This is a genomic window from Micromonospora sp. NPDC023644 (assembly GCF_040640115.1).
Taxonomy (GTDB): Bacteria; Actinomycetota; Actinomycetes; order Mycobacteriales; family Micromonosporaceae; genus Micromonospora.
Map to the genome: position 1 here is coordinate 87079 of NZ_JBFABA010000015.1, position 19441 is coordinate 106519.

The 19441-nt window shown below is 72.7% G+C and carries 14 protein-coding genes; 6 read left to right on the plus strand and 8 right to left on the minus strand.

Annotated elements, in window-relative coordinates; translation table 11 throughout:
- Positions 1-54: 54 nt before the first annotated feature.
- The 3 genes from AB0G08_RS14615 to AB0G08_RS14625 form a co-directional block, all read right to left on the minus strand.
- Entirely contained in the window at positions 55-1797 is a 1743-nt protein-coding gene (locus tag AB0G08_RS14615) for a CDP-glycerol glycerophosphotransferase family protein (RefSeq protein ID WP_358087336.1), read from the minus strand.
- A 169-nt stretch (positions 1798-1966) separates the two neighbouring features.
- Positions 1967-3250 carry a nucleotide sugar dehydrogenase gene (locus AB0G08_RS14620; RefSeq protein ID WP_358087338.1) on the minus strand — a complete coding sequence of 428 codons (1284 nt, stop codon included), beginning with the start codon at positions 3248-3250 and terminating at the stop codon, positions 1967-1969.
- Between the two features lie 4 nt (positions 3251-3254).
- On the minus strand, positions 3255-4841 hold the full coding sequence (locus tag AB0G08_RS14625; protein ID WP_358087340.1) for a glycosyltransferase: 1587 nt from the start codon (positions 4839-4841) through the stop codon (positions 3255-3257).
- A gap of 325 nt (positions 4842-5166) precedes the next feature.
- Here AB0G08_RS14625 and AB0G08_RS14630 point away from each other — a divergent pair, with 325 nt between their 5' ends.
- The gene (locus tag AB0G08_RS14630; RefSeq protein ID WP_358087342.1) at positions 5167-6345 is read left to right on the plus strand and encodes a hypothetical protein; all 1179 of its coding nucleotides are present in this window, start codon (positions 5167-5169) and stop codon (positions 6343-6345) included.
- An 83-nt stretch (positions 6346-6428) separates the two neighbouring features.
- On the opposite strand, the gene AB0G08_RS14635 is transcribed toward AB0G08_RS14630, so the two are convergent.
- Positions 6429-8324: a hypothetical protein gene (locus AB0G08_RS14635; RefSeq protein ID WP_358087344.1), complete on the minus strand. Its 1896-nt coding sequence runs from the start codon at positions 8322-8324 to the stop codon at positions 6429-6431.
- Between the two features lie 363 nt (positions 8325-8687).
- Here AB0G08_RS14635 and wecB point away from each other — a divergent pair, with 363 nt between their 5' ends.
- The 3 genes from wecB to AB0G08_RS14650 are packed head-to-tail and all read left to right on the plus strand — an operon-like array spanning position 8688 to position 13440.
- Positions 8688-9770: a UDP-N-acetylglucosamine 2-epimerase (non-hydrolyzing) gene (gene wecB, locus AB0G08_RS14640; RefSeq protein ID WP_358087346.1), complete on the plus strand. Its 1083-nt coding sequence runs from the start codon at positions 8688-8690 to the stop codon at positions 9768-9770.
- A gap of 59 nt (positions 9771-9829) precedes the next feature.
- A complete protein-coding gene (locus AB0G08_RS14645; protein ID WP_358087348.1) occupies positions 9830-11308 on the plus strand; it encodes a glycosyltransferase in 1479 nt (492 codons plus the stop codon).
- Positions 11305-13440, plus strand: coding sequence for a glycosyltransferase family 1 protein (locus AB0G08_RS14650; protein WP_358087349.1), 2136 nt, complete (start codon positions 11305-11307; stop codon positions 13438-13440). The genes AB0G08_RS14645 and AB0G08_RS14650 overlap by 4 nt, the downstream gene beginning before the upstream one ends.
- Positions 13441-13514: 74 nt before the next feature.
- Here AB0G08_RS14650 and galE read toward each other — a convergent pair whose 3' ends face one another.
- From galE to AB0G08_RS14670, 4 genes are all read right to left on the minus strand, one after another.
- Positions 13515-14591: a UDP-glucose 4-epimerase GalE gene (gene galE / locus AB0G08_RS14655; RefSeq protein WP_358087350.1), complete on the minus strand. Its 1077-nt coding sequence runs from the start codon at positions 14589-14591 to the stop codon at positions 13515-13517.
- The gene (locus AB0G08_RS14660; protein WP_358087352.1) at positions 14588-15607 is read right to left on the minus strand and encodes a Gfo/Idh/MocA family oxidoreductase; all 1020 of its coding nucleotides are present in this window, start codon (positions 15605-15607) and stop codon (positions 14588-14590) included. The genes galE and AB0G08_RS14660 overlap by 4 nt, the downstream gene beginning before the upstream one ends.
- Positions 15604-16713, minus strand: a complete 1110-nt coding sequence (locus tag AB0G08_RS14665; protein WP_358087353.1) for a DegT/DnrJ/EryC1/StrS family aminotransferase — start codon at positions 16711-16713, stop codon at positions 15604-15606. Before AB0G08_RS14665 ends, AB0G08_RS14660 begins: the two co-directional genes overlap by 4 nt.
- Before the next feature lie 111 nt (positions 16714-16824).
- The gene (locus AB0G08_RS14670; RefSeq protein WP_358087355.1) at positions 16825-17484 is read right to left on the minus strand and encodes a TetR/AcrR family transcriptional regulator; all 660 of its coding nucleotides are present in this window, start codon (positions 17482-17484) and stop codon (positions 16825-16827) included.
- Positions 17485-17636: 152 nt separating this feature from the next.
- Between AB0G08_RS14670 and AB0G08_RS14675 the strand changes: the two genes are divergently transcribed.
- Together AB0G08_RS14675 and AB0G08_RS14680 are read left to right on the plus strand one after the other, a co-directional pair.
- The gene (locus AB0G08_RS14675; RefSeq protein WP_358087357.1) at positions 17637-18542 is read left to right on the plus strand and encodes an ABC transporter permease; all 906 of its coding nucleotides are present in this window, start codon (positions 17637-17639) and stop codon (positions 18540-18542) included.
- Positions 18535-19332 carry an ABC transporter ATP-binding protein gene (locus AB0G08_RS14680; protein WP_357871560.1) on the plus strand — a complete coding sequence of 266 codons (798 nt, stop codon included), beginning with the start codon at positions 18535-18537 and terminating at the stop codon, positions 19330-19332. The genes AB0G08_RS14675 and AB0G08_RS14680 overlap by 8 nt, the downstream gene beginning before the upstream one ends.
- Positions 19333-19441: the final 109 nt, after the last annotated feature.

The following is a 19441-nucleotide window of genomic DNA, read 5'->3' on the forward strand; positions in this document are numbered from 1 at the left end:
CGGACGCGGGGGCGGCGACCGGCACCGCCCGGACACCGCCCCCGCGTCGACGCGTCAGCCGCAGAGCCGGTCGACCTCCGCCCGGAACCGGTCCATCGGGTTCGGCTCGTCCGGGCCCAGCAGGTACGTCTTCAGCTCCCGCCGCGCCTCGGTCATCGGGTCGTCACCGGCGCGGGCCACCGCGACGATCTTCGCCAGCTCGCCGCAGTCCGCACCGAGCAGGTACGCGGCCCGCGCCGTCGGGTACCGGCGGCGGAACTCGTCCTCGGGCAGCCCGGCCGGGTTCGCCACGACGTACGGCCGCTGGCTCTGCATGAAGTCCGAGACCACGCTGGAGATGTCGCTGACCAGCAGGTCGGTCTGGTTGAAGCAGTCGAACAGGCCCGGCGTCCGGCCGGTGACCACGAGGTGCGCGTCGCCGGCCAGCGAGGTCGCGTCGGTCTGCCCGCCGGCGGCGCGGATCAGCCGGACGATCCGGTCGTTGACCGACCGCGCCCTGGCCGACCGGCTGCCGGTGAGCGGGTGCGGCTTGTAGATCACCCGCACCCCGGGGGTGGCCAGCAGGCCGGCGACGATCCGCTCGCCCATCAGCACCACGGAGGTGTGGTAGACCTCCTCCTCCAGCCACCCCTCCCAGGTCGGGGCGTACAGCACCGTGAACGGCCGGCCGGCGGCCGCCGAGCCGAAGGTCTGCACGCCGGCCAGCTGCGGCCGGCCGATCTCGACGATGTCGCGGTCGAGCACGCCGACCCCGCTCAGGGCGTACCGCTCCCGCCCGGCCGGACCGGCCACCCAGACCTCGTCGTAGACCTTGCTGTACGGGTTGACGCTGGCCTGCTTGTCGCTGTCGCCGTGGCCGACGAAGACGTGCTTCACGCCCGGCTCGCGCAGCAGGTGGATGTTGGCGCCCACGTTCGCCACGTAGAGGGCGGCCCGGAGGCTGCCCAGTTCGAGGTTCATGAAGTCGGTGCCGGCGGGTACGCAGATCACCGGCAGGCGGGTGTCGGCGAGCGCCCGGAACGCTTCCTCCTGGCGCATCAGCACCACCGCCCGGCGGCCCGTCGCCTCGACCGGGGCGAGCCACATGTTGGCCTGGTAGACGTCCTTGACCGGGCCGGCGAAGTAGAGCGCCAGGTCCGGCTGCTCCCGCACGAGCCAGTTCTGCGCCACCGGCAGCGCCGAGGTGGCCCGGCCGCGCCCGCGCAGCCAGGCCAACGCGAGCACGGCGGCGACCAGCGCCCCCGCCACCAGCGTGGCCGCAGCGGTGAGCACCACCGGCGTCACCTCGTCGACCAGCACCGCGACCACGGCCGCCGGCACCAGCAGCAGGTTGAGCAGCGGCAGCCGGTCCCCCTCGACCGCGACGGCCCAGGCCGGCGGGCTGGGCGCCCCGGAGGACCGCCCGAGGTCGATGTTGCGGACGAAGGCGACGGTGGCGCCACGCCCGCCGAGCCGCGTCAGCACCCCCGTGCCGAGGCCGAGCGCCAGCAGCGCCGCGGGCAGCAGCAGGACCAGGACCAGCCCCGTCGGGCCGGGACGGACCGTCGTCACGACCAGCAGGACGACCGACAGGTCCCGGGCCAGGTGCCGGTGGAGCTGTCCGATCCCGGCCTTCGCCAGCAGCGCCTCGCCGCCCGGCCGGCGCAGCAGGGTGAGCTCACCGGCGGCGGCGGCCAGGCCGGCGACCGCGAAGGGGATCATCCAGCCGAGGGTCCCGGCCAGCACCATCACGGCGTACGACAGCAGTAGCGCGCCGATGAGGCCGGCATCCGGCTGCCTGCGCAGTTTGCTGAACAAAGACACTCCCCTATCGATCACCGGCGAATCCGGGCAGGTGCGACCTTAACGTGGCATGTCCTTCGAGTATTGCCGGGGTGTCGCGTGGCCCACCGGCGGGCCGCGCCCGGCCACGACGCGACGGGGCCCCGACCGATCCCGGCCGGGGCCCCGTGACGCGCGACGGCGGTCAGCCGCCGATGACGACCCGCCGCACGCCGGCCCAGCGGGCCGGGTCGGTGACCCGGCGGCCGTCCACCAGGACGGTCACGCCGGGCAGGTCGGACGGGCTGAGGGTGCGGTACTCCGCGTGGTCCGCCTGCACCACGGCCGCGCCGAGCGGCTCACCGGCGTACGGCGGCAGGCCGTGCGCGGCGAGTTCCTCGTCGGTGTACATCGGATCCGAGACGTACGGCCGGGCACCGCGCCGACGCAGCGCGTCCACGGTCGGGAAGACACCGGAGAAGGCGGTCTCCTTGACCCCGCCCCGGTAGGCGGCGCCCAGCACCAGCACCCCGACGTCGGTCAGGTCGCCGTACGCGGCGGCGAGCAGGTCGACCGCGTACTCGGGCATGGCCGCGTTGGCCTCCCGGGCCGAGCGGACGACGGTCGCCGCCGGGTCGTTCCACAGGTACATCCGGGGGTAGATCGGGATGCAGTGCCCGCCGACCGCGATGCCCGGCTGGTGGATGTGGCTGTACGGCTGGGTGTTGCAGGCCGCGATGACCTTGGTGACGTCCACGCCGACGGTGTCGGCGAACCGGGCGAACTGGTTGGCCAGCCCGATGTTGACGTCCCGGTAGGTGGTCTCGGCCAGCTTGGCCAGCTCGGACGCCTCGGCGGAGCCGAGGTCCCAGACGCCGTTGGGGAGGTCGAGGTCGGGCCGCTCGTCGAAGTCCAGCACCGCCTCGTAGAAGCGGACGCCGTGCGCCGCCGACGTCTCGTCGATGCCGCCGACCAGCTTCGGGTAGCGACGCAGGTCGGCGAAGACCCGGCCGGTGAGCACCCGCTCGGGGCTGAAGACGAGGTGGAAGTCCTTGCCCGCGGTCAGCCCCGAGCCCTCCTCGAGCATCGGCGCCCAGCGGTTGCGGGTGGTGCCGACCGGCAGGGTGGTCTCGTAGCTGACCAGGGTGCCCGGCTTCAGCCCGGCGGCGATGGCGCGGGTCGCGTCGTCCATCCAGCCGAAGTCCGGCACGCCCTCCGCGTCCACGAAGAGCGGCACGACCACCACGACCGCCTCGGACTCGGCGACCGCGGCGGCGGTGTCGGTGGTGGCGCTCAGCAGCCCGGCGGCCACCGTCTCCTTGAGTTTGACGTCGAGGTCGGTCTCACCGGGGAAGGGCACCGCCCCGTCGTTGACCAGCCCGACGACCCGCTCGGAGACGTCGGCACCGATCACCCGGTGGCCCTTCGTGGCGAACTGCACGGCGAGCGGCAGACCGATCTTCCCCAGCGCGACGACGCAGATGTTCATGGAACTACTTTCCTCCTGAGGGCCAGATACGGCGCAGACGGGCGATGAGCCGCCGCGGAGTCACCGGAGTGACCGCGACGATCACCTGGCCCTTGTGGTTGACGGTGGGCGTGACGAGATGCAACCGGACCCCCTGCCGGACGACGACGCGCGGCGCGGACAGCCGCCGCTCGGCGCGGACGGGAACCGGGCGGGACCCGCTGCCCTCGCCCCTGGCCCGCACCACCTGACGCCCGCTGCCCACGGCCCGCACCAGTTCGTCGGCCGGAAGGTCCGCCCGCACGACGGTACCGTCCCGGCCGCCCGAGACCACGCCGTCGACGGTCAGCTCTCCCACCCCGATCCGGAGCGGCCCGCACGCCTCCGTGCCGGGGCTCGTCCACGGGGGCCGGGCGGTGACGGTCAGCACCCGGTTTCCGGCGGGGTCGTGCCGCCAGGTGAGATCCGTCGCGACGAGCCGCGCCATGATCTCGCCGGCGCGGTCGGTGACGTCGTAGAGGTCGTCCGGCAGCGACAGCCGCGGATCGCGGAAGCCGACGTATCCCGCGTACCACCGGCCGTCCTCGACCGTCACGGGGGGCAGTTCGCCGACGGCCTGCTGCCGGACCAGGTCGAGCAGCTGGGCGAGGTCGCCGTGCTGGGCGATGGCCAGCCGCAGCCGGACGTCGGCCGGCAGCCGGTCCCGGATGCCGTCGGTGAGGTACTGGTCGGCCAGCTTGCGGATCCGCGTGTGCACCTGCTGCTGGGCGTCCTCCGGCAGGTCGAGGAAGTCCTTGCGGAGCAGCTTCGCGACCTCCCAGGTGAAGTGCCGCACCAGCACCGCGTCGCGCCGCTGACCGGGTTCGATCAGGCCGGCGACGAAGTCGACGATCTCCTCCGCGCAGCGCAGCCGCTCCTCGTGGCGGCTGCGGTAGGTGATGTTCTGCGCGTTCTCCCGGCGCACCGCGAAGTAGTAGTCGTAGTCGGCGAGCACCGAGATCCGCCGGGCGCGGTAGCAGGCCTCCAGCGTGAACGGCTGGTCGCTGCCCATGGGCATGTCCTCGCGGAAGCGCAGGTGGTGCCGCTCGACGAGGTCGCGACGGAACAGCTTGGTGTTCGACAGGGACCAGGGCAGCTCGCTGTCGAACAGGTCGACGTCGGGCGCGCTGCTGGCGTAGACCGCCTGGTGGACGTACCGCTTGTTGGTGCCCACCATCCGGCCGAGCACGACGTCGGACTCCCACCGGTCCGCCGCGGTGACGAGTCGCTCCAGGGCCTCCGGCCCGAGGTGGTCGTCGGAGCCGATGAAGAACACGTACCGCCCGGTGGCCCGCTCCAACGCCCGGTTGCTCGGCGCGGCCGGCCCGCCCGAATTCGCCTGGTGCAGCACGGTGAAGGTCTCCGGATACCGCGCCGCGAAACGGTCGAGCTCCTCGCCGCTGCCGTCGGTCGAGCCGTCGTCCACCGCGACCACCTGCAGCCGGTCCCGGCCGATGGTCTGCTCGACCAGCGAGGTCAGGCAGGTGGTCAGGTAGGGCATCGTGTTGTAGACCGCGACGACGACGCTGACGTCCGGCGCGCTCGTCCGGCCGCTCTCCCCGTCGAACCTCATCGTCTGCCTCTCGCTGTGGCGGCGGCCCGGGCGGAACCTCGGCGAGTGTACGGCACACAGGTGCACGGTCGGTGACACCTGAGCGCCCCCGGTGAGGCGCGCGGCCGGGCCGGTCACCGATGGCTCCATCCGGACTGGTGGGGGCCTCGCCCGGCGTCCGGACCGCCCCGCCGGACCGCCCCGCCGGGCCGCCGCGTCGCTGCCGTCCCCCGCCCGCGACGCCTGATAGTCTGCCGCGGGCGCAATTCGATCACCGGAGCACTGGGCCTGGGCTGCGGTTCGCCCGGCGGTCGACGCGGGGGACGGTCGTCGAGAAGGCATGGGCATGGACGTCAGAACCGACCCTGATCGGGAGACAACGACTGCCGACGCCACCACGGGCGCCGGGCCCGGTGGCATGATCCGCCGGCTGCGGAGCGCCCTGCTCCTCGCCTGGCCGGCCCTCGTCGGCTACACCGCGGTACGGGCCGTCGGACTGGTCACCCTGGCGGTGTGGGCGGACGCGAGGGACGCCCGGTTCGGCCGGCTCATCGGCATCAGGGCGGACGCCGGCTGGTACCTCCGGATCGCCGAGCGGGGCTACGACTCCGGCGAGCGGTTGCAGAGCGACATGGCGTTCTTCCCGCTCTACCCGTACGTGGTCTCCTGGCTGGAGCCGCTGTCGCCGCTGGCCATGCGGAACACCGCCATCGCGGTCGCCTGGGTCGCGTCGCTGGCGGCCGCCTGGGGGCTGTTCGCCGTGGGCAACCATCTGCACGGGCGGCGCACGGGTGTCCTGCTCGCGGTGGTGTGGGGCCTGCTGCCGCACGCGATGGTCCAGTCGATGGCGTACACGGAGTCGCTCTTCACCGCCCTCGCCGCCTGGTCGCTGTACGCCGTGCTGACCCGACGCTGGCTGACCGCCGGCGTGCTGTGCCTGCTCGCCGGCCTGACCCGGCCGACCGCCTCCGCCCTGATCCCCGTGGTGATGCTCGCCGCGCTGATCGCCCTGCTCCGCCGGTACGGCGGTTGGCGGGCGGCGGTCGCCCTCGTGCTGGCCCCGCTGGGGTGGGTGGGATACCTGGCCTGGGTGGGCTGGCGCACCGGCCGGCCCGACGGCTGGTTCCACATCCAGTCCGCCGGCTGGGGTTCCACCTTCGACGCCGGCGCGGCCTCGGTCGAGGCGCTGGGCAAGGCGCTCGACGAGCCCTCGTCCCTGCAGTGGTACATGGTGGCGACGGTGGCGCTGGTGTCCATCGCCCTGTTCGTGCTGAGCTGCCTCGACCGGCAGCCGTGGCCGCTGCTGATGTTCAGCGGCCTGTTGCTGTTGACCACGCTCGGCTCGTCCGGCTACTTCTACTCCAAGGCCCGGTTCCTGCTGCCGGCGTTCGCTCTCCTGCTGCCGGTGGCACGGTCGCTGGCCAGGACCACCGGGCCACGGATCGCGGTCGTGCTGGCCACCATGACCGTCATCTCCGCCTACTTCGGCTCCCACCTGCTGCTGATCTGGAGCGCCTCACCCTGACCGCCTCGCCCTGACCGGCCACCGGCCTCGGGCGCCCGAGGCCGGTGTGGCCCGCCGGGCGCCCGAGGCCGGTGGCGATGCACCTAGCGGGTCAGCGGCCGCACGTCCCAGACCCACACGTCCTGGACGCGCTGTCCCGGGCCGAAGCAGGCGTCGAGGACGGTCCGCAGCTCGGCCTCCCTCGGATGCGACGGCAGCACCACCGCGTCGGCCTTCCACCACCGCACGTCGGCCACGGCCTGCTCCCGCTCCGGGCCCGTGACGGTGGGCGGCCGGGTGCCCGCCCCGACCGCGGTGAGCAGCACCGCCGTCGGGCGGGGCGCCACACCCCACCGGCCGGTGTCGTCGGTCGGCGAGGTGGGACCGAGGAAGTAGCCCTGCGGGACGGCGAACCCGGTCAGGCTCGCCGCACCCCAGTAGATCGAGGTCATGTTGTGCACGGGCACGGGCACCAGGGTCCTGCCCTCGGCGACGTGGTCCCGCCACGTCCCCGAGGTGACGAAGGACGGCACCTCGGTGCGGCCCTTCGCCTCCAGCGGCGTCGGCAGCATCGGCAGCAGCGCCGCCGCCAGCGCCGCGCCCGCCAGCACCCGCAGCGGCCGGCCGACGTGGGCGTCCGACCGCTTCGCCAGGGCCGTCACCCGGTCCAGGCCGAACGCCAGCAGCAGCCCGATGACCACGGTGGTGATCAGCGCGAACCGGGCGATCACCATCGCGTCGATGATCGGCAGGCCGTTGATGAGCGCGAACGGGGCGGGGATGTCGGTCTTCCGCGCGCCCCAGCTCAGCGTCGAACCCAGGGCGAACAGCCCGGAGGCGATGCCGACCAGGGCGAGCACGCGCACCCCCAGCTCCCGCCGGAGCGCGGCGACCGCGACGGCCACCAGCACCAGGACCGGCCAGCCGTAGAAACTGGCCTCCTCGGTGGTGTTGGCGGAGAGGCCCTTCGCGCTGTTCGGCCCTCCCCCGATGGACTCGGTGGCGTAGGCGACGAACGACCCGAGCTTGAGCGAGTAGACGTCCGGGTTGCCGGGGTGGCCGACGCGGTGCTGCGGGCCGGCGAACTGCATCCACAGCGGGTAGGCGGTGACCACGAGCACGAGCGCGCCGGCGATCCCCAGGGCGGCGAGTGCCGACGGCGCGCGCCGCAGCGCCTCCCGCGGCCGGAGCAGCACGTAGGCGATAGTCGCCATCGCGGCACCGAGCGCGACCAGGAAGAGGATCTCCAGGCCGACGTAGAACTGGGCGGCGACCAGCCCGCCCAGGACCAGCCCGTTGCGAACCGCCGCGCCGGGCCGGGCCAGCAGGACGATGCGCCAGACGATGAACGGCACCAGCCACTGGGCGGTGATGTGCGGATGCCCGTTGCTGTGCGCCACCATCGCCGGCGCGAAGGCGCAGAACAGGCCGCCGACGAAGGCCGCCGCCCGGGACTCGACCAGGTGCCGGGACAGCACCCAGTACCAGGCGAACCCGGTGCCGAGCAGGTTCAGGGTGAGCAGCAGCAGGAACGACAGCGAGGGGCCGCCCAGCACCGTGACCGGGGTGAGCAGGATGCCGGTCAGTTGCATGCCCACGTTGGCCACGAGGTTGACGCCTTCGGGGGCGTTCTGCAGCGTGGTGAAGAAGGGGTTCTTCAGGTGCGTCGTCGCGTGCGCGGCGTACGCCAGCATCCACTCGTTGAAGCCCTGGTCGTCGGGCCGGGTGCCGAGCAGGCGGCCGTCCGGGTCGCGCCAGCCCCGCGCGGTCAGCATGAGCGCGCCGAGGAGGTAGACCGCCGCCGCGAGCAGGTCGGCCAGCCGCGAGCGGGTCAGCCACGCCGGGCCGGACCACGCGTACCGTCGGGTCGCCGGCGCCGGGGCGGCCTGCTCCTCCGGGACCGCCGCGTCCCCGTGGCCGGCGGGTGTGCCCGGTTCGGCGAGCCGGCTGGCCGCCGGGTCCGCCCGGGACCCGTCGGGCGTCGATCTGCTGCTCGCCACTTGTTCCGTAGGCCCTGTCGTCACGACCGCGGATCTTAGCCGCGCCCGGCCGAGCGCGAGCCGCCCGGCGCGCGGACGGCGGATCGCGACCGGCCGCAGGTGGGCCCGTCCGGACGGCGCGGGTCGACAGGGCGGCGGACCATCCGGACGGTCACGGGTGAACAGGGCCAAACAGTGCCGTCAGGACGATCCGCGCCATCCCGGCACCGGGACGACGCACCGATGTCGCGCATCGGCGGTTTCGGCGGACCCGGCGTAGATTTGGAACGGCCTGTTGGGCTGAGGCAGAATTCGTCGACATCCAGGGACCGTGCCGGGGCACGCCGGCTGCCCTTCACGAAACCACTCGGAGGAGCCACCCAAGTGAAGGTCATCAGCGTGGTCGGGGCCCGTCCCCAGCTGATCAAGCTCGCACCCATCGCCGCAGCCTTCGCCCGCACGGAGCACGAGCACGTCATCGTGCACACCGGGCAGCACTACGACGCCGACCTCTCCGACGTCTTCTTCTCCGGGCTCGGCATCCCCGACCCGGACGTGCACCTGGGCATCGGCTCGGCGTCGCACGGCGTGCAGACCGGCAAGGCCCTCGCCGCGCTGGACCCGGTGTTCCTGGCCGAGAAGCCCGACTGGGTCCTGGTCTACGGCGACACCAACTCGACCCTCGCCGGCGCGGTCTCCGCGGTCAAGCTGCACCTGCCCGTCGCGCACCTCGAGGCCGGGCTGCGCTCGTTCAACCGGCGGATGCCGGAGGAGCACAACCGGATCCTCACCGACCACGCCGCGGACCTGCTCCTCGCACCGACGGAGGAGGCCATGCGGCACCTCGCCGCGGAAGGGCTCGCCGACCGGTCGGTTCTCGCCGGCGACGTGATGGTCGACGTCTGCCTCGGCGTACGCGACGCGGTGCTGGCCGGCCGGCACCCGGCCCCCGCCCTGCCGGAGGGCATCGACCCCGGCGAGCCGTACCTGCTGGCCACCGTGCACCGCGCCGAGAACACCGACTCCGCCGAGCGGCTGGCCGCCCTGGTCGACGCGCTGGCCGACCTGCCCGTGCCGGTCGCGCTGCTGGCGCATCCGCGCCTGGTGGCCAAGGCCGAGGAGCACGGCGTCAAGCTCGCCCGGGGCGCGGTGCACGTCGGGCGACCGCTGCCGTACGCCGGCATGGTCGCCGCCGTCATCGGTTCCGCCGGTGTGGTCACCGACTCCGGCGGACTCCAGAAGGAAGCTCACCTGCTGGCCCGGCCGTGCACCACGCTGCGCCCGGAGACGGAGTGGATCGAGACCCTCGAGGGTGACTGGAACCGTCTGGTGCCCGAGCCGGCCGCGCTGAGCCGGGCGGAGTGGATCGACGTGGCCACCCGGCCGGCACCCACCGCCGACCGTGGCACCCCGTACGGCGACGGTCGGGCCGCCGAGCGCGTCGTCTCCATCCTGGAGTCGAGGTGAACATGCCGGACAACGCGAAGACGGACGCATCTCACCTGCCCGTGCTAGCTTCTCCCTCCGTGTCAGCATCCTCTGGAAACGGACGTTCGTCGTACTCCGCCCGCTCGGGCCGGCGCGACGAGCGGGTCCGGCCCCACCTGATCTACCTCGCCATCGGGTTCCCTCCGGCGGCCAAGAGCTGCGCGTACCGGATGCGGGAGACCGCCAACCAGTTCCGTCGGCTCGGCTGGGACGTCACCGTCGTGACGATCGCCGCCGCGTCGTGGGAGCGGGACTCGGGGCTGGACTACACCCTCTCGGAGAACGTCGATCCGGGCATCGAGATCGTGGAGCTCCCGCTCGCCCGGGAGGACCTCGAGACCGACATCCGCAAGTTCAGCGAGGAGCGCGCGCTGCGGCCGGACAAGTGGCTGACCAGGCTGCGCAAGCGGGAGCAGAAGCAGTTCCCGGAGCCGGTCTTCGGCGGCTGGCGCGCCACCCTCGAGCGGGCGGTGCTCGACGTCCACCGCCGGCACCCGGCCGACCTGCTGCTCGCCAGCTGCGTCCCCTACGTCAACCTGGCCGCCGCCTGGAAGCTGTGGGAGGAGTGCGGCGTCCCCTACGCCGTCGACTTCCGCGACGGCTGGTCGATCGACGTGGTCAACGGCGGCGAGGCGTTCACCCCGGACTCCGAGGCGGGCGCCTGGGAACGCAAGATCATGGATCACTGCCTCTCGCTGTGGGTGGTCAACGACCCCATCGCGGAGCACTACCGGGCCCGCTACCCGCACGTCGCCGACCGGATCCACGTGGTGCGCAACGGCTACGACAAGGACAGCGTTCCGGCCCGGCCGCGCAAGGCCGACCTCGACGCCGGTCTCACCTTCGGCTACCTGGGCACGGTGAACTACTCCCGGCAGCAGCTCAGTGTCGTGCTGAACGCCTGGCGGGCCGCGCGGCAACAGGACCCGTTGCTGCGCAACGCGAAGCTCGACATCCGGGGCCACATCGGCGCCGGGGCGAACCGGGAGGCGAACAGCCTCACCGAGCTGATCCGCGACGCCGAGCAGGACGGCGTGTCCTTCGGCGGGCCGGTGCGCAAGGCGGAGGTGGCCGACACCTACGCCGGTTGGGACGCCCTGGTGCTGATCCTCATCGGCGGTCGCTACGTCACCTCCGGCAAGGTCTACGAGTACATGGCGACCGGCCTGCCGATCGTGTCGGTGCACGAGGTCGACCATGACGCGTCCCGGGTGCTGACCGGGCACCCGCTCTGGAGCGGCGCGTTCGGGCTCGACGAGATGAAGCTCACCAACGCCTTCCGGGAGGCCGCGCGGGCGACCCTCGAGGCCACCGACACCGAACGGGCCGCGGTGCGCGCCCACGCCGACCCCTTCACCCGGGAGGGACTGATGACCAGGGCCGTACGGCAACTGGCCGAGTACGCGCTGAGTGATCCGCACGATCTGCCGGTCAACGGCGCTGCCGTCCATCCGTCGGGCGCAACCCCGACCACCGGTGCGGCCGAGTCCGTTCGGGCGGGCGGTGTGAGCGCATGACCGAGGTGTTGCTGGTCGCGGGCACGCCGCCCCAGCCCGGAATCCTGTCCGGCGCGGTGCGCCGGCTCCGGGAGCAGGGCGCACGCGTCCGCCTGGTGGGCGCGCTCAACCCGGACGAACTCCCCGCCGACCTGGGCGTGGACGGCCTGTGCGCGTTGCCCGAGGCGATCGCCAAGACCGCGCCCAGCAGGACCGCGCTGCGCGCGGGGCCCGGCGAGCGGGTGTGGGCGCGGATCCGCCGTGAGCCGTGGCTGCGGGAGCGGTACCGCAGCGCCGACGTGCTGGTGGCGATGGACGCGCACGCCATCTACACGGTGTGGCGGCTCGCCCAGCGCAACCGCACCGCCGACGCCCGCTACGGGGTGGCCGCCGCGGTGCAGGCCATCGCGGAGCGGAAGATGCGTCCCGCGCCGAGCCCGCTGCAACGGCTGACGAACGGGCTTCCGTCGTCCGACGTCGTCCGGCAGGGCGTGAGCCGGCTGGTGCACGCCGCTCCGCACGCGGCGGTGTCGGCCGTCACCGCCCGGCCCCTGATGCGCAGCAAGATCGGCACCCAGCTGTGGCTCACCGCCGTGCAGGCGCCGCGGATGCCCGACTCGCTGCGGGCGAAGGTCGCCCACCAGGTGGCGGACAGCATGGCGTGGGCGGGCCGTCCCGACGGCGAGGCGCTCATCCTCAACGCCACGGCGCGCAAGCTCAGCCAGCCCGCCGCGCGGGCGCGGATGCTGGCGGACGCCGCCAGCCGGCAACTCAAGGCCGGCATCGCTCCCAGCGACCTCAAGCCCGCGGTGGAGGCGCTGCTCTCCGTCGCCGACCAGCGGCACCGGGTCGACGAGAACGCCGCCGCCGCCAACCTGCTCAACCGGGCCATGACGCTGGCCTTCGACCGGGTGCTGCACATCGACCAGCTCAGCTCGCCGCTGGCGCAGGATCCGGAGGGCTTCATCGCGCCGTTCCGGCGGTCGCTCACGGCGACCACCGTGGCCGCCCCCCGCGGGCGGCTGCAGCCGGCGGCGCCGCCGCCCACCGGGCGGCCGCTGCGGCTGCTCATCGCCACCAGCGCCAACGACAACTTCCTGAAGCTGATCCGGGCGCACTACGAGGCGCACCCGGACGTCGAGGTCCGTTTCCTCGACCTCGCGGCGAACGCCGCGCTCAAGAGCGTGACCTGGGCGGCCAAGTCGATGCTCGAGCACCGGCTGTCGGCGGACCAGACGGCCTACGGCGCGAAGGTCGAGGACCGGCTGCGCCCGCACCTCGACTGGGCCGACACCGTGTTCGTCGACTGGTGCGTCGCGCCGGCCGCGCTGTTCACCATGATCGATCCGGGCACCACCCGGATCATCGCGCGGCTGCACAGCTACGAGGCGATCTCCCGCTGGCCGCACATGGTCGACTTCTCGCGCATCGACGACCTCGTCTTCGTCGCGGACCACATCAAGGACCTGACCACCACCCTGGTCCCGCAGTTGCAGGGCGCCGACGCGCCTCGGATGCACGTGCTGGACAACGCGATGGACCTGCGCGGTTTCCAGATCGACAAGGCTCCGGAGGCCCGCTTCCAGCTCGGCATGGTGGGCATCAACCAGGTCGCCAAGGACCCGCGGTGGGCGATCGAGGTGCTCCGGCTCCTGCGCCGGCGCGACGACCGCTACCGGCTGCTCCTGGTCGGCGGGGAGATGAACCCCGACGTGAGCATCGCCACCCGCGAGTACCTGGAGGCGTTCCACCGGGACCTCGCCGAGCTGGAGCCGTCGGGCGCGGTCCGCCGGCTCGGCCCGACCAACGACGTGCCGAAGATGCTCGCCGACATCGGCGTCATCATCAGCTCCTCGGTCCGTGAGGGGTGCCACTGCGGCCTGATGGAGGGGGCGGCGAGCGCCGCCGTCCCGGTCGTACGGGACTGGCCGTTCTTCGCGGGCCGGCCGCACAGCGCCCGCACGCTGTACCCCGAGGGGTGGGTCATCGGCACCCCGGAGGAGGCGGTCGAGCGGATCCTCGCCACCACGGCCACCGAGGAGACCTGGCGGGCCACCGGCCGGGCGGCGTCCGAGCACGCCCTGCGGGAATGGGACTGGTCCGTCGTGCAGCACCACTTCGACCGGATGATCCTCGACGGCGGGCAGAGCTAGTCAGGCCGGAACGTACGACGAGGCCCCACACCGGATCCGGTGTGGGGCCTCGTCGGTGTCTCGGCACTCCGCCGTCAGGCGGACCGCGGGGACGGGGTCAGGGCGGGCCGGTGGCCGTCCGCTGCGGAATCGGCGGCGGACAGCTCCTGGTCGGCAGCGCCGAGTCGGCTGTCGCGCAGCTCCGCCCACTGCAGCGAGTGCCGGATGCCGTCCTCCAGCGACAGCCTCGGCTGCCACCCGAGCAGTTCCCGGGCCCGCTCGCTGCGGGTGTACGTGCCGGCCGAGTCGCCCGGCCGCCGGGGCGACAGGCGGGTCTCGATCGGTCGGCCCAGCACGTTGGTGAACGCGGTCAGCAACTCGCGGACCGTGGTGCCGTTGCCCGTGCCCAGGTTGACGACCTCGTAGCCGGCGCGGCCCGGGGCGAGGACGGTGTCGAACCGGCGCAACGCCTCGACGTGCGCCTCGGCGAGGTCCCACACGTGCACGTAGTCCCGGATGCCCGAGCCGTCGCGGGTCGGCCAGTCGGTGCCGGTGACCTGGAACGGCTCCCCGGTCCGCGTCGCCTCGATCATCTTGCCGAGCACGTGCGACGGGCGGGCCAGTTGCAGGCCCGTCCGCATCCGGGGGTCGGCCCCGACCGGGTTGAAGTAGCGCAACGAGACGACCCGCAGCGCGTACGCCCGGGCGCTGTCCTGGAGCACCTGCTCCACCATGGCCTTGCTGTGCGCGTACGGGCTGTTGGCGGCCACCGGGGACGTCTCGTCGACCGCGAAGTCGTCACCGGGCTGGTAGATGGCCGCCGAGGAGCTGAACAGGAACCGGTCGCACCCGTTGGCGACGAGCGCGTCGAGGAACTCGACCGTCTTGCCGACGTTCTCCCGGTAGTAGCGCAGCGGGTGCGCGACCGAGTCCGGCACCACGATCAGCGCGGCGCAGTGGACGGTCGCCTCGATGTCCGGGTGCTCCGCGAAGATGCGGTCGACCAGCTGCCGGTCGGCGATGTCACCCCGGTAGAAGATCCGGTCCCGCACGAACTCGGCCCGGCCCGTGCTGAGATCGTCCAGGATCACGGGCGTGACGCCCGCGTCCAGGCAGGCGGAGGCGATGGTGCTGCCGATGAAACCGGCGCCCCCGGCGATCAGGACCTTCATGCGTCGACTTTCCCGGTGGCGGAGGCGATCGGCACGGTGACGCCGTCGCTGGCGGAACGGAGGACGGCCCCGGCCACCTCGACCGTGCGCAGGCCCTGCCGGAGCGTCACGATGTCGCTCTCCTTGCCCTCGACCGCGTCGCGGAAGCGCTCGTGCTCGACCAGCAGCGGCTCGCGCTTCGGGATCGCGTAGCGCACCATGTCGCCCTCGGCGACGCCCCGGAACGCGCGCAGCGCCTCCCACTCGGTGTCGATGGCGCCGTTGGCGTAGAAGGTGAGGTCGGCGGTGAGGGTGTCGGCGACGAAGCAGCCCCGGTCACCGGTGATCACCGTGGACCGCTCCTTGAGCGGGCTCAGCCAGTTGACCAGGTGGTTGACCATGGTGCCGTCGGCGAGCTGCCCCACCACGGCGACCATGTCCTCGTGCAGCCGGCCGCTGCGCGAGACCGTCCGGGCCGACACCGAGGTGTACTCCTGGCCGGTCACCCAGCTGGTCAGGTCGATGTCGTGGGTGGCCAGGTCCATCACCACGCCGACGTCGGCGATGCGGTGCGGGAAGGGGCCCTGCCGGCGGGTGACGACCTGGTAGACCTCGCCCAGCTCGCCCGCCTCCAGGCGGGTGCGCAGGTTCTGCAGGGCGGGGTTGTACCGCTCGATGTGCCCCACCCCGGCCACCAGGCCGGCGGCCTCGAAGGCCTCCACGAGCCGCAGCGCCGCGTCGACGCTCTGCGCGAGGGGCTTCTCGATCAGGGCGCTGACGCCGTTGGCGGCCAACTCCAGGCCGATCCGCTCGTGCAGCGCGGTCGGGCAGGCCACCACCGCGTAGTCGACGCCGAGGGCGAGCAAATCGCCGAGCTCGGGCACCACCGGCGCCCGCAGCGTGCCGGTGGTGTCGCCCGCCGGGTCCACGATGCCGACCAGCTCGACGCCGTCCAGTCCGGCGAGCACGCGGGCGTGGTTGCGGCCCATCGCGCCGAGGCCGATCAGGCCGGCGCGCAGCTTGCGTCCGGCGCTCATCGGGCGCCTCCGGCCAGGTTCGCGCCCTCGGCGATGCGCTCCAGCTCGGCCTCGGTCAGCGAGGGGTGGACCGGCAGGGAGACGACCTCGGCGGCGGCGCGCTCGGTCTCCGGCAGCTCCCAGGGGCCGGGCCTGCCGTCCGCGGTGAGGTACGGCTTGAGCCGGTGGATCGGGGTCGGGTAGTAGACCGCGTTGCCGATGCCCAGCTCGGTCAGGCGCTGCTGGGCGGCGTCCCGGTCGCCGCGCACCCGCACGGTGTACTGGTGGTAGACGTGGCGGGCGGCGTCGGCCACCGGCGGGGTCACCATCCCGGTGATCTTCGAGTCGAGGAACTTGGCGTTGGCCCGGCGCTGCTCGGTCCACTCGCCGAGCTGGCCCAGCTGGACCCGGCCGATGGCCGCGGCGACGTCGGTCATCCGCATGTTCGCGCCGACGATCTCGTTGGCGTACCGCTGCTCCATGCCCTGGTTGCGCAGCAGCCGCAGGGTGCGGGCGAGCCCGGCGTCGGCGGTGCTGACCATGCCGCCCTCCAGGGCGTGCATGTTCTTGGTGGGGTAGAAGCTGAAGCAGCCGGCGGTGCCGAACGCGCCCACCGGGGTGCCGTCCAGCGCGGCGCCGTGCGCCTGGGCGGCGTCCTCGACGACGGCCAGGCCGTGCCGCTCGGCGATCGCCATGATCCGGTCCATCGCGGCGGGGTGGCCGTAGAGGTGCACCGGCATGATCGCCACGGTGCGCGGGGTGACCGCCGCGGCGACCGCCTCCGGGTCGACGCAGAAGCTGCCCGGCTCGATGTCCACGAAGACCGGCTCGGCGCCGACCAGCCGGACGGCGTTCGCGCTGGCCGCGAAGGAGAACGACGGCACGATGACCTCGTCGCCCGGGCCGAAGCCGAGCGCCATGAGGGTGAGCTGCAGGGCGGACGTGCCCGAGTTCACCGCGACGCAGTGCCGCCCGGCGACCAGCTCACCGAACTCCTCCTCGAAGGCCGCGACCTCGGGCCCCTGCACCACCCGGCCGCTGCGCAGCACCCGCACGGCCGCTTCGATCTCGGCTTCCCCGATGATCGGCCGTGCCGGGGGGATGAACTCTGGGTGCGGCCCAGCCATGGGGATTCCTCCTGTGTCGAACGGGCGCGGGGGTCTCGGGGTGCGATACTAGTCCGCTGGGCCACGGGTGGGGCCAGCCGAGTGCGTCGTCAGGCGACGGCCCGACGGGGTTCAGATCAGATCCGCGAGCGGGGCGTCGAGGACCTCGGGCGCTGCGTCGACCTGACCACCGCATGCTACCCGCAGCCCCGCCACGATCGCCGAAGCCATCCTGGCGAGCTCGGCGGTGTCGAGCGAGCCCCGGGAGATGGCCAGCCGCCAGTAGACGGGCCCGACGATCAGGTCGGCCGCGGCCTGCGGGCGCACGGCGGCCGGCAGCTCGCCCCGACCGACCGCGCGGCCGATGACGATCTCGCCGACCCGGTCCTGGTAGTCGTTGAGCGCCCGCTGGAGGGTCTCGGCGATCTGCGGGTTGCGCGCCGCCTCGGCGAGCAGGTCCGGGATGATCTGCGACGCCAGCGGGTGGCTCAGCGCCCCGGACACCACCAGGAGCAGCAACTCGACGTCGCCGTCCAGGCTGCCGGTGTCCAGCAGGGGGAGCTTGCGGCCGGCGACGGCGGACACCATGTCGAGCACCAGGTCGATCTTGGAGCGCCAACGACGGTAGATTGCGGTCTTGCTCACCCCGGCCCGGCGAGCCACCGCCTCGATGGAGAGCCGACCGTAACCGACCTCGGCCAGCTCCTGCATGACCGCGCGGCGGATGGCCGTGGTGATCTCGCCTCGGAGAACCGCCGCGCCGGCCGGCACCCGTCTCTTATCGGTCTTCACGTGCAACAATGTAGCGCAGCGACGGTACGGTTGCGTCCCGACGTGTTTTCCACTACGGTTCGCGCTGCGACGAGGCGGCGCTCCGCGCACTGGCCACGCTCATCACGTCGTCGCGCGCACCCCGTCGGTACGAAAGATCGGAGCGCCAGATCATGGCCAACACCACGGTGGCCGACCCCGATTCCGGCCTCAGCGGGGCCGAGCTCGCACACCGGTACGGGCTCCGGGTCGCCGGGGAGCGACCGTCGCTGTCCGAGTACGCCCGGAAGCTGTGGGCGTACCGGCACTTCATGACAGCGTATTCCCGGGCGAAGGTCGCCTCCTCGTTCAGCAATACGCAGCTCGGCCAGCTCTGGCAGGTACTGACCCCGCTGACCAACGCGGCGGTCTACTACCTGATCTTCGGCGTGATCATGTCCCAGGGCCGGAACGTCCCGAACTTCATCGCGTACCTGTGCACGGGCGTGTTCATCTTCATGTTCACCCAGAGCGCGGTACTCAACGGCACCAGCTCGATCACGTCCAACCTGGGGCTGATCCGGGCGTTGCAGTTCCCCCGGGCCGCGCTGCCGATCACCGCCACGCTCATCCAGCTCCAGCAGCTGCTCATGGCGATGGTGGTGCTGGCCGGCATCGTGCTCGTCACCGGGGAGCCGATCACCCTCAAGTGGCTGATGATCGTGCCCGCCCTGCTCCTCCAGTCGGTCTTCAACGTCGGCCTCACCATGATCATGGCTCGGCTCGGCTCGAAGATCACCGACCTGAAGCAGGTCATGCCGTTCGTGCTGCGCACCTGGATGTACGCCTCCGGGGTGCTCTACAGCGTGACCCTCTTCCGGGACCACCTGCCCGGCTGGGCGGCGACCGCCCTGGAGTGCAACCCCGTCCTCATCTACATCGAGCTGGCCCGGTACTCGCTGCTGGAGTCGGCCCACCCGGAGCACATCACGTCCTCGCCGACGCAGCTCTGGCTGCTCGGCGTCGGCTGGGCGGTGCTGTTCGGCATCGGCGGGTTCATCTACTTCTGGCGCGGAGAAGAGGAGTACGGCCGTGGCTGACCAGATCCAGCCTGCGGGCAGCGCCGTCGCGGAGCAGCGGCGCATCCCGACCGTCGTGGTGGACGACGTGCACGTCATCTACCGGATCCACAAGGGCGCCACCGGTGGCACCAGTCCGGTCGCCGCGCTGAAGCGCATCGCCTCCCGGACCAACGCCCCGAACATCCGCGAGGTGCACGCGGTCAAGGGCGTGAGCTTCACCGCCTACCAGGGCGAGGCGATCGGGCTGATCGGCAGCAACGGCTCCGGCAAGTCCACCCTGCTGCGGGCCATCGCCGGGCTGCTGCCCGTGAACCGGGGCGCCGTCTACACCCTGGGTCAGCCGTCGCTGCTCGGCGTGAACGCCGCGCTGCTCAACGACCTCTCCGGCGAGCGCAACGTGGTGATCGGCTGCCTGGCCATGGGCATGTCCCCGGAGGAGGTCAAGCGCCTCACCCCGGAGATCATCGAGTTCTCCGGCATCAACGAGCGCGGAGACTTCGCCTCGCTGCCGATGCGCACCTACTCCTCCGGCATGGGGGCCCGGCTCCGCTTCGCCATCGCCGCCGCGAAGAAGCACGACGTGCTGCTGATCGACGAGGCGCTGGCCACCGGCGACCGGAAGTTCCGGGCCCGCAGCGAGCAGCGGGTCCGGGAGCTGCGCGCGAGCGCCGGCACCGTCTTCCTCGTCAGCCACTCGATCGGCTCGATCCGCGACACCTGTGAGCGGACGATCTGGCTGGAGGGGGGCGTGCTGAGGATGGACGGGCCCACCGACGAGGTCGTCCGGGCGTACGAGGCACACAAGTAGCATCCCCGGGCGCAGCGACCACCGGTCGCTGCGCCCGGTGGCAGTTCCACAACGACGCGCTAGGGTTTTTCCGGTCACCGGTGGCGCCCCGCCACCCCGCCGCCCACCC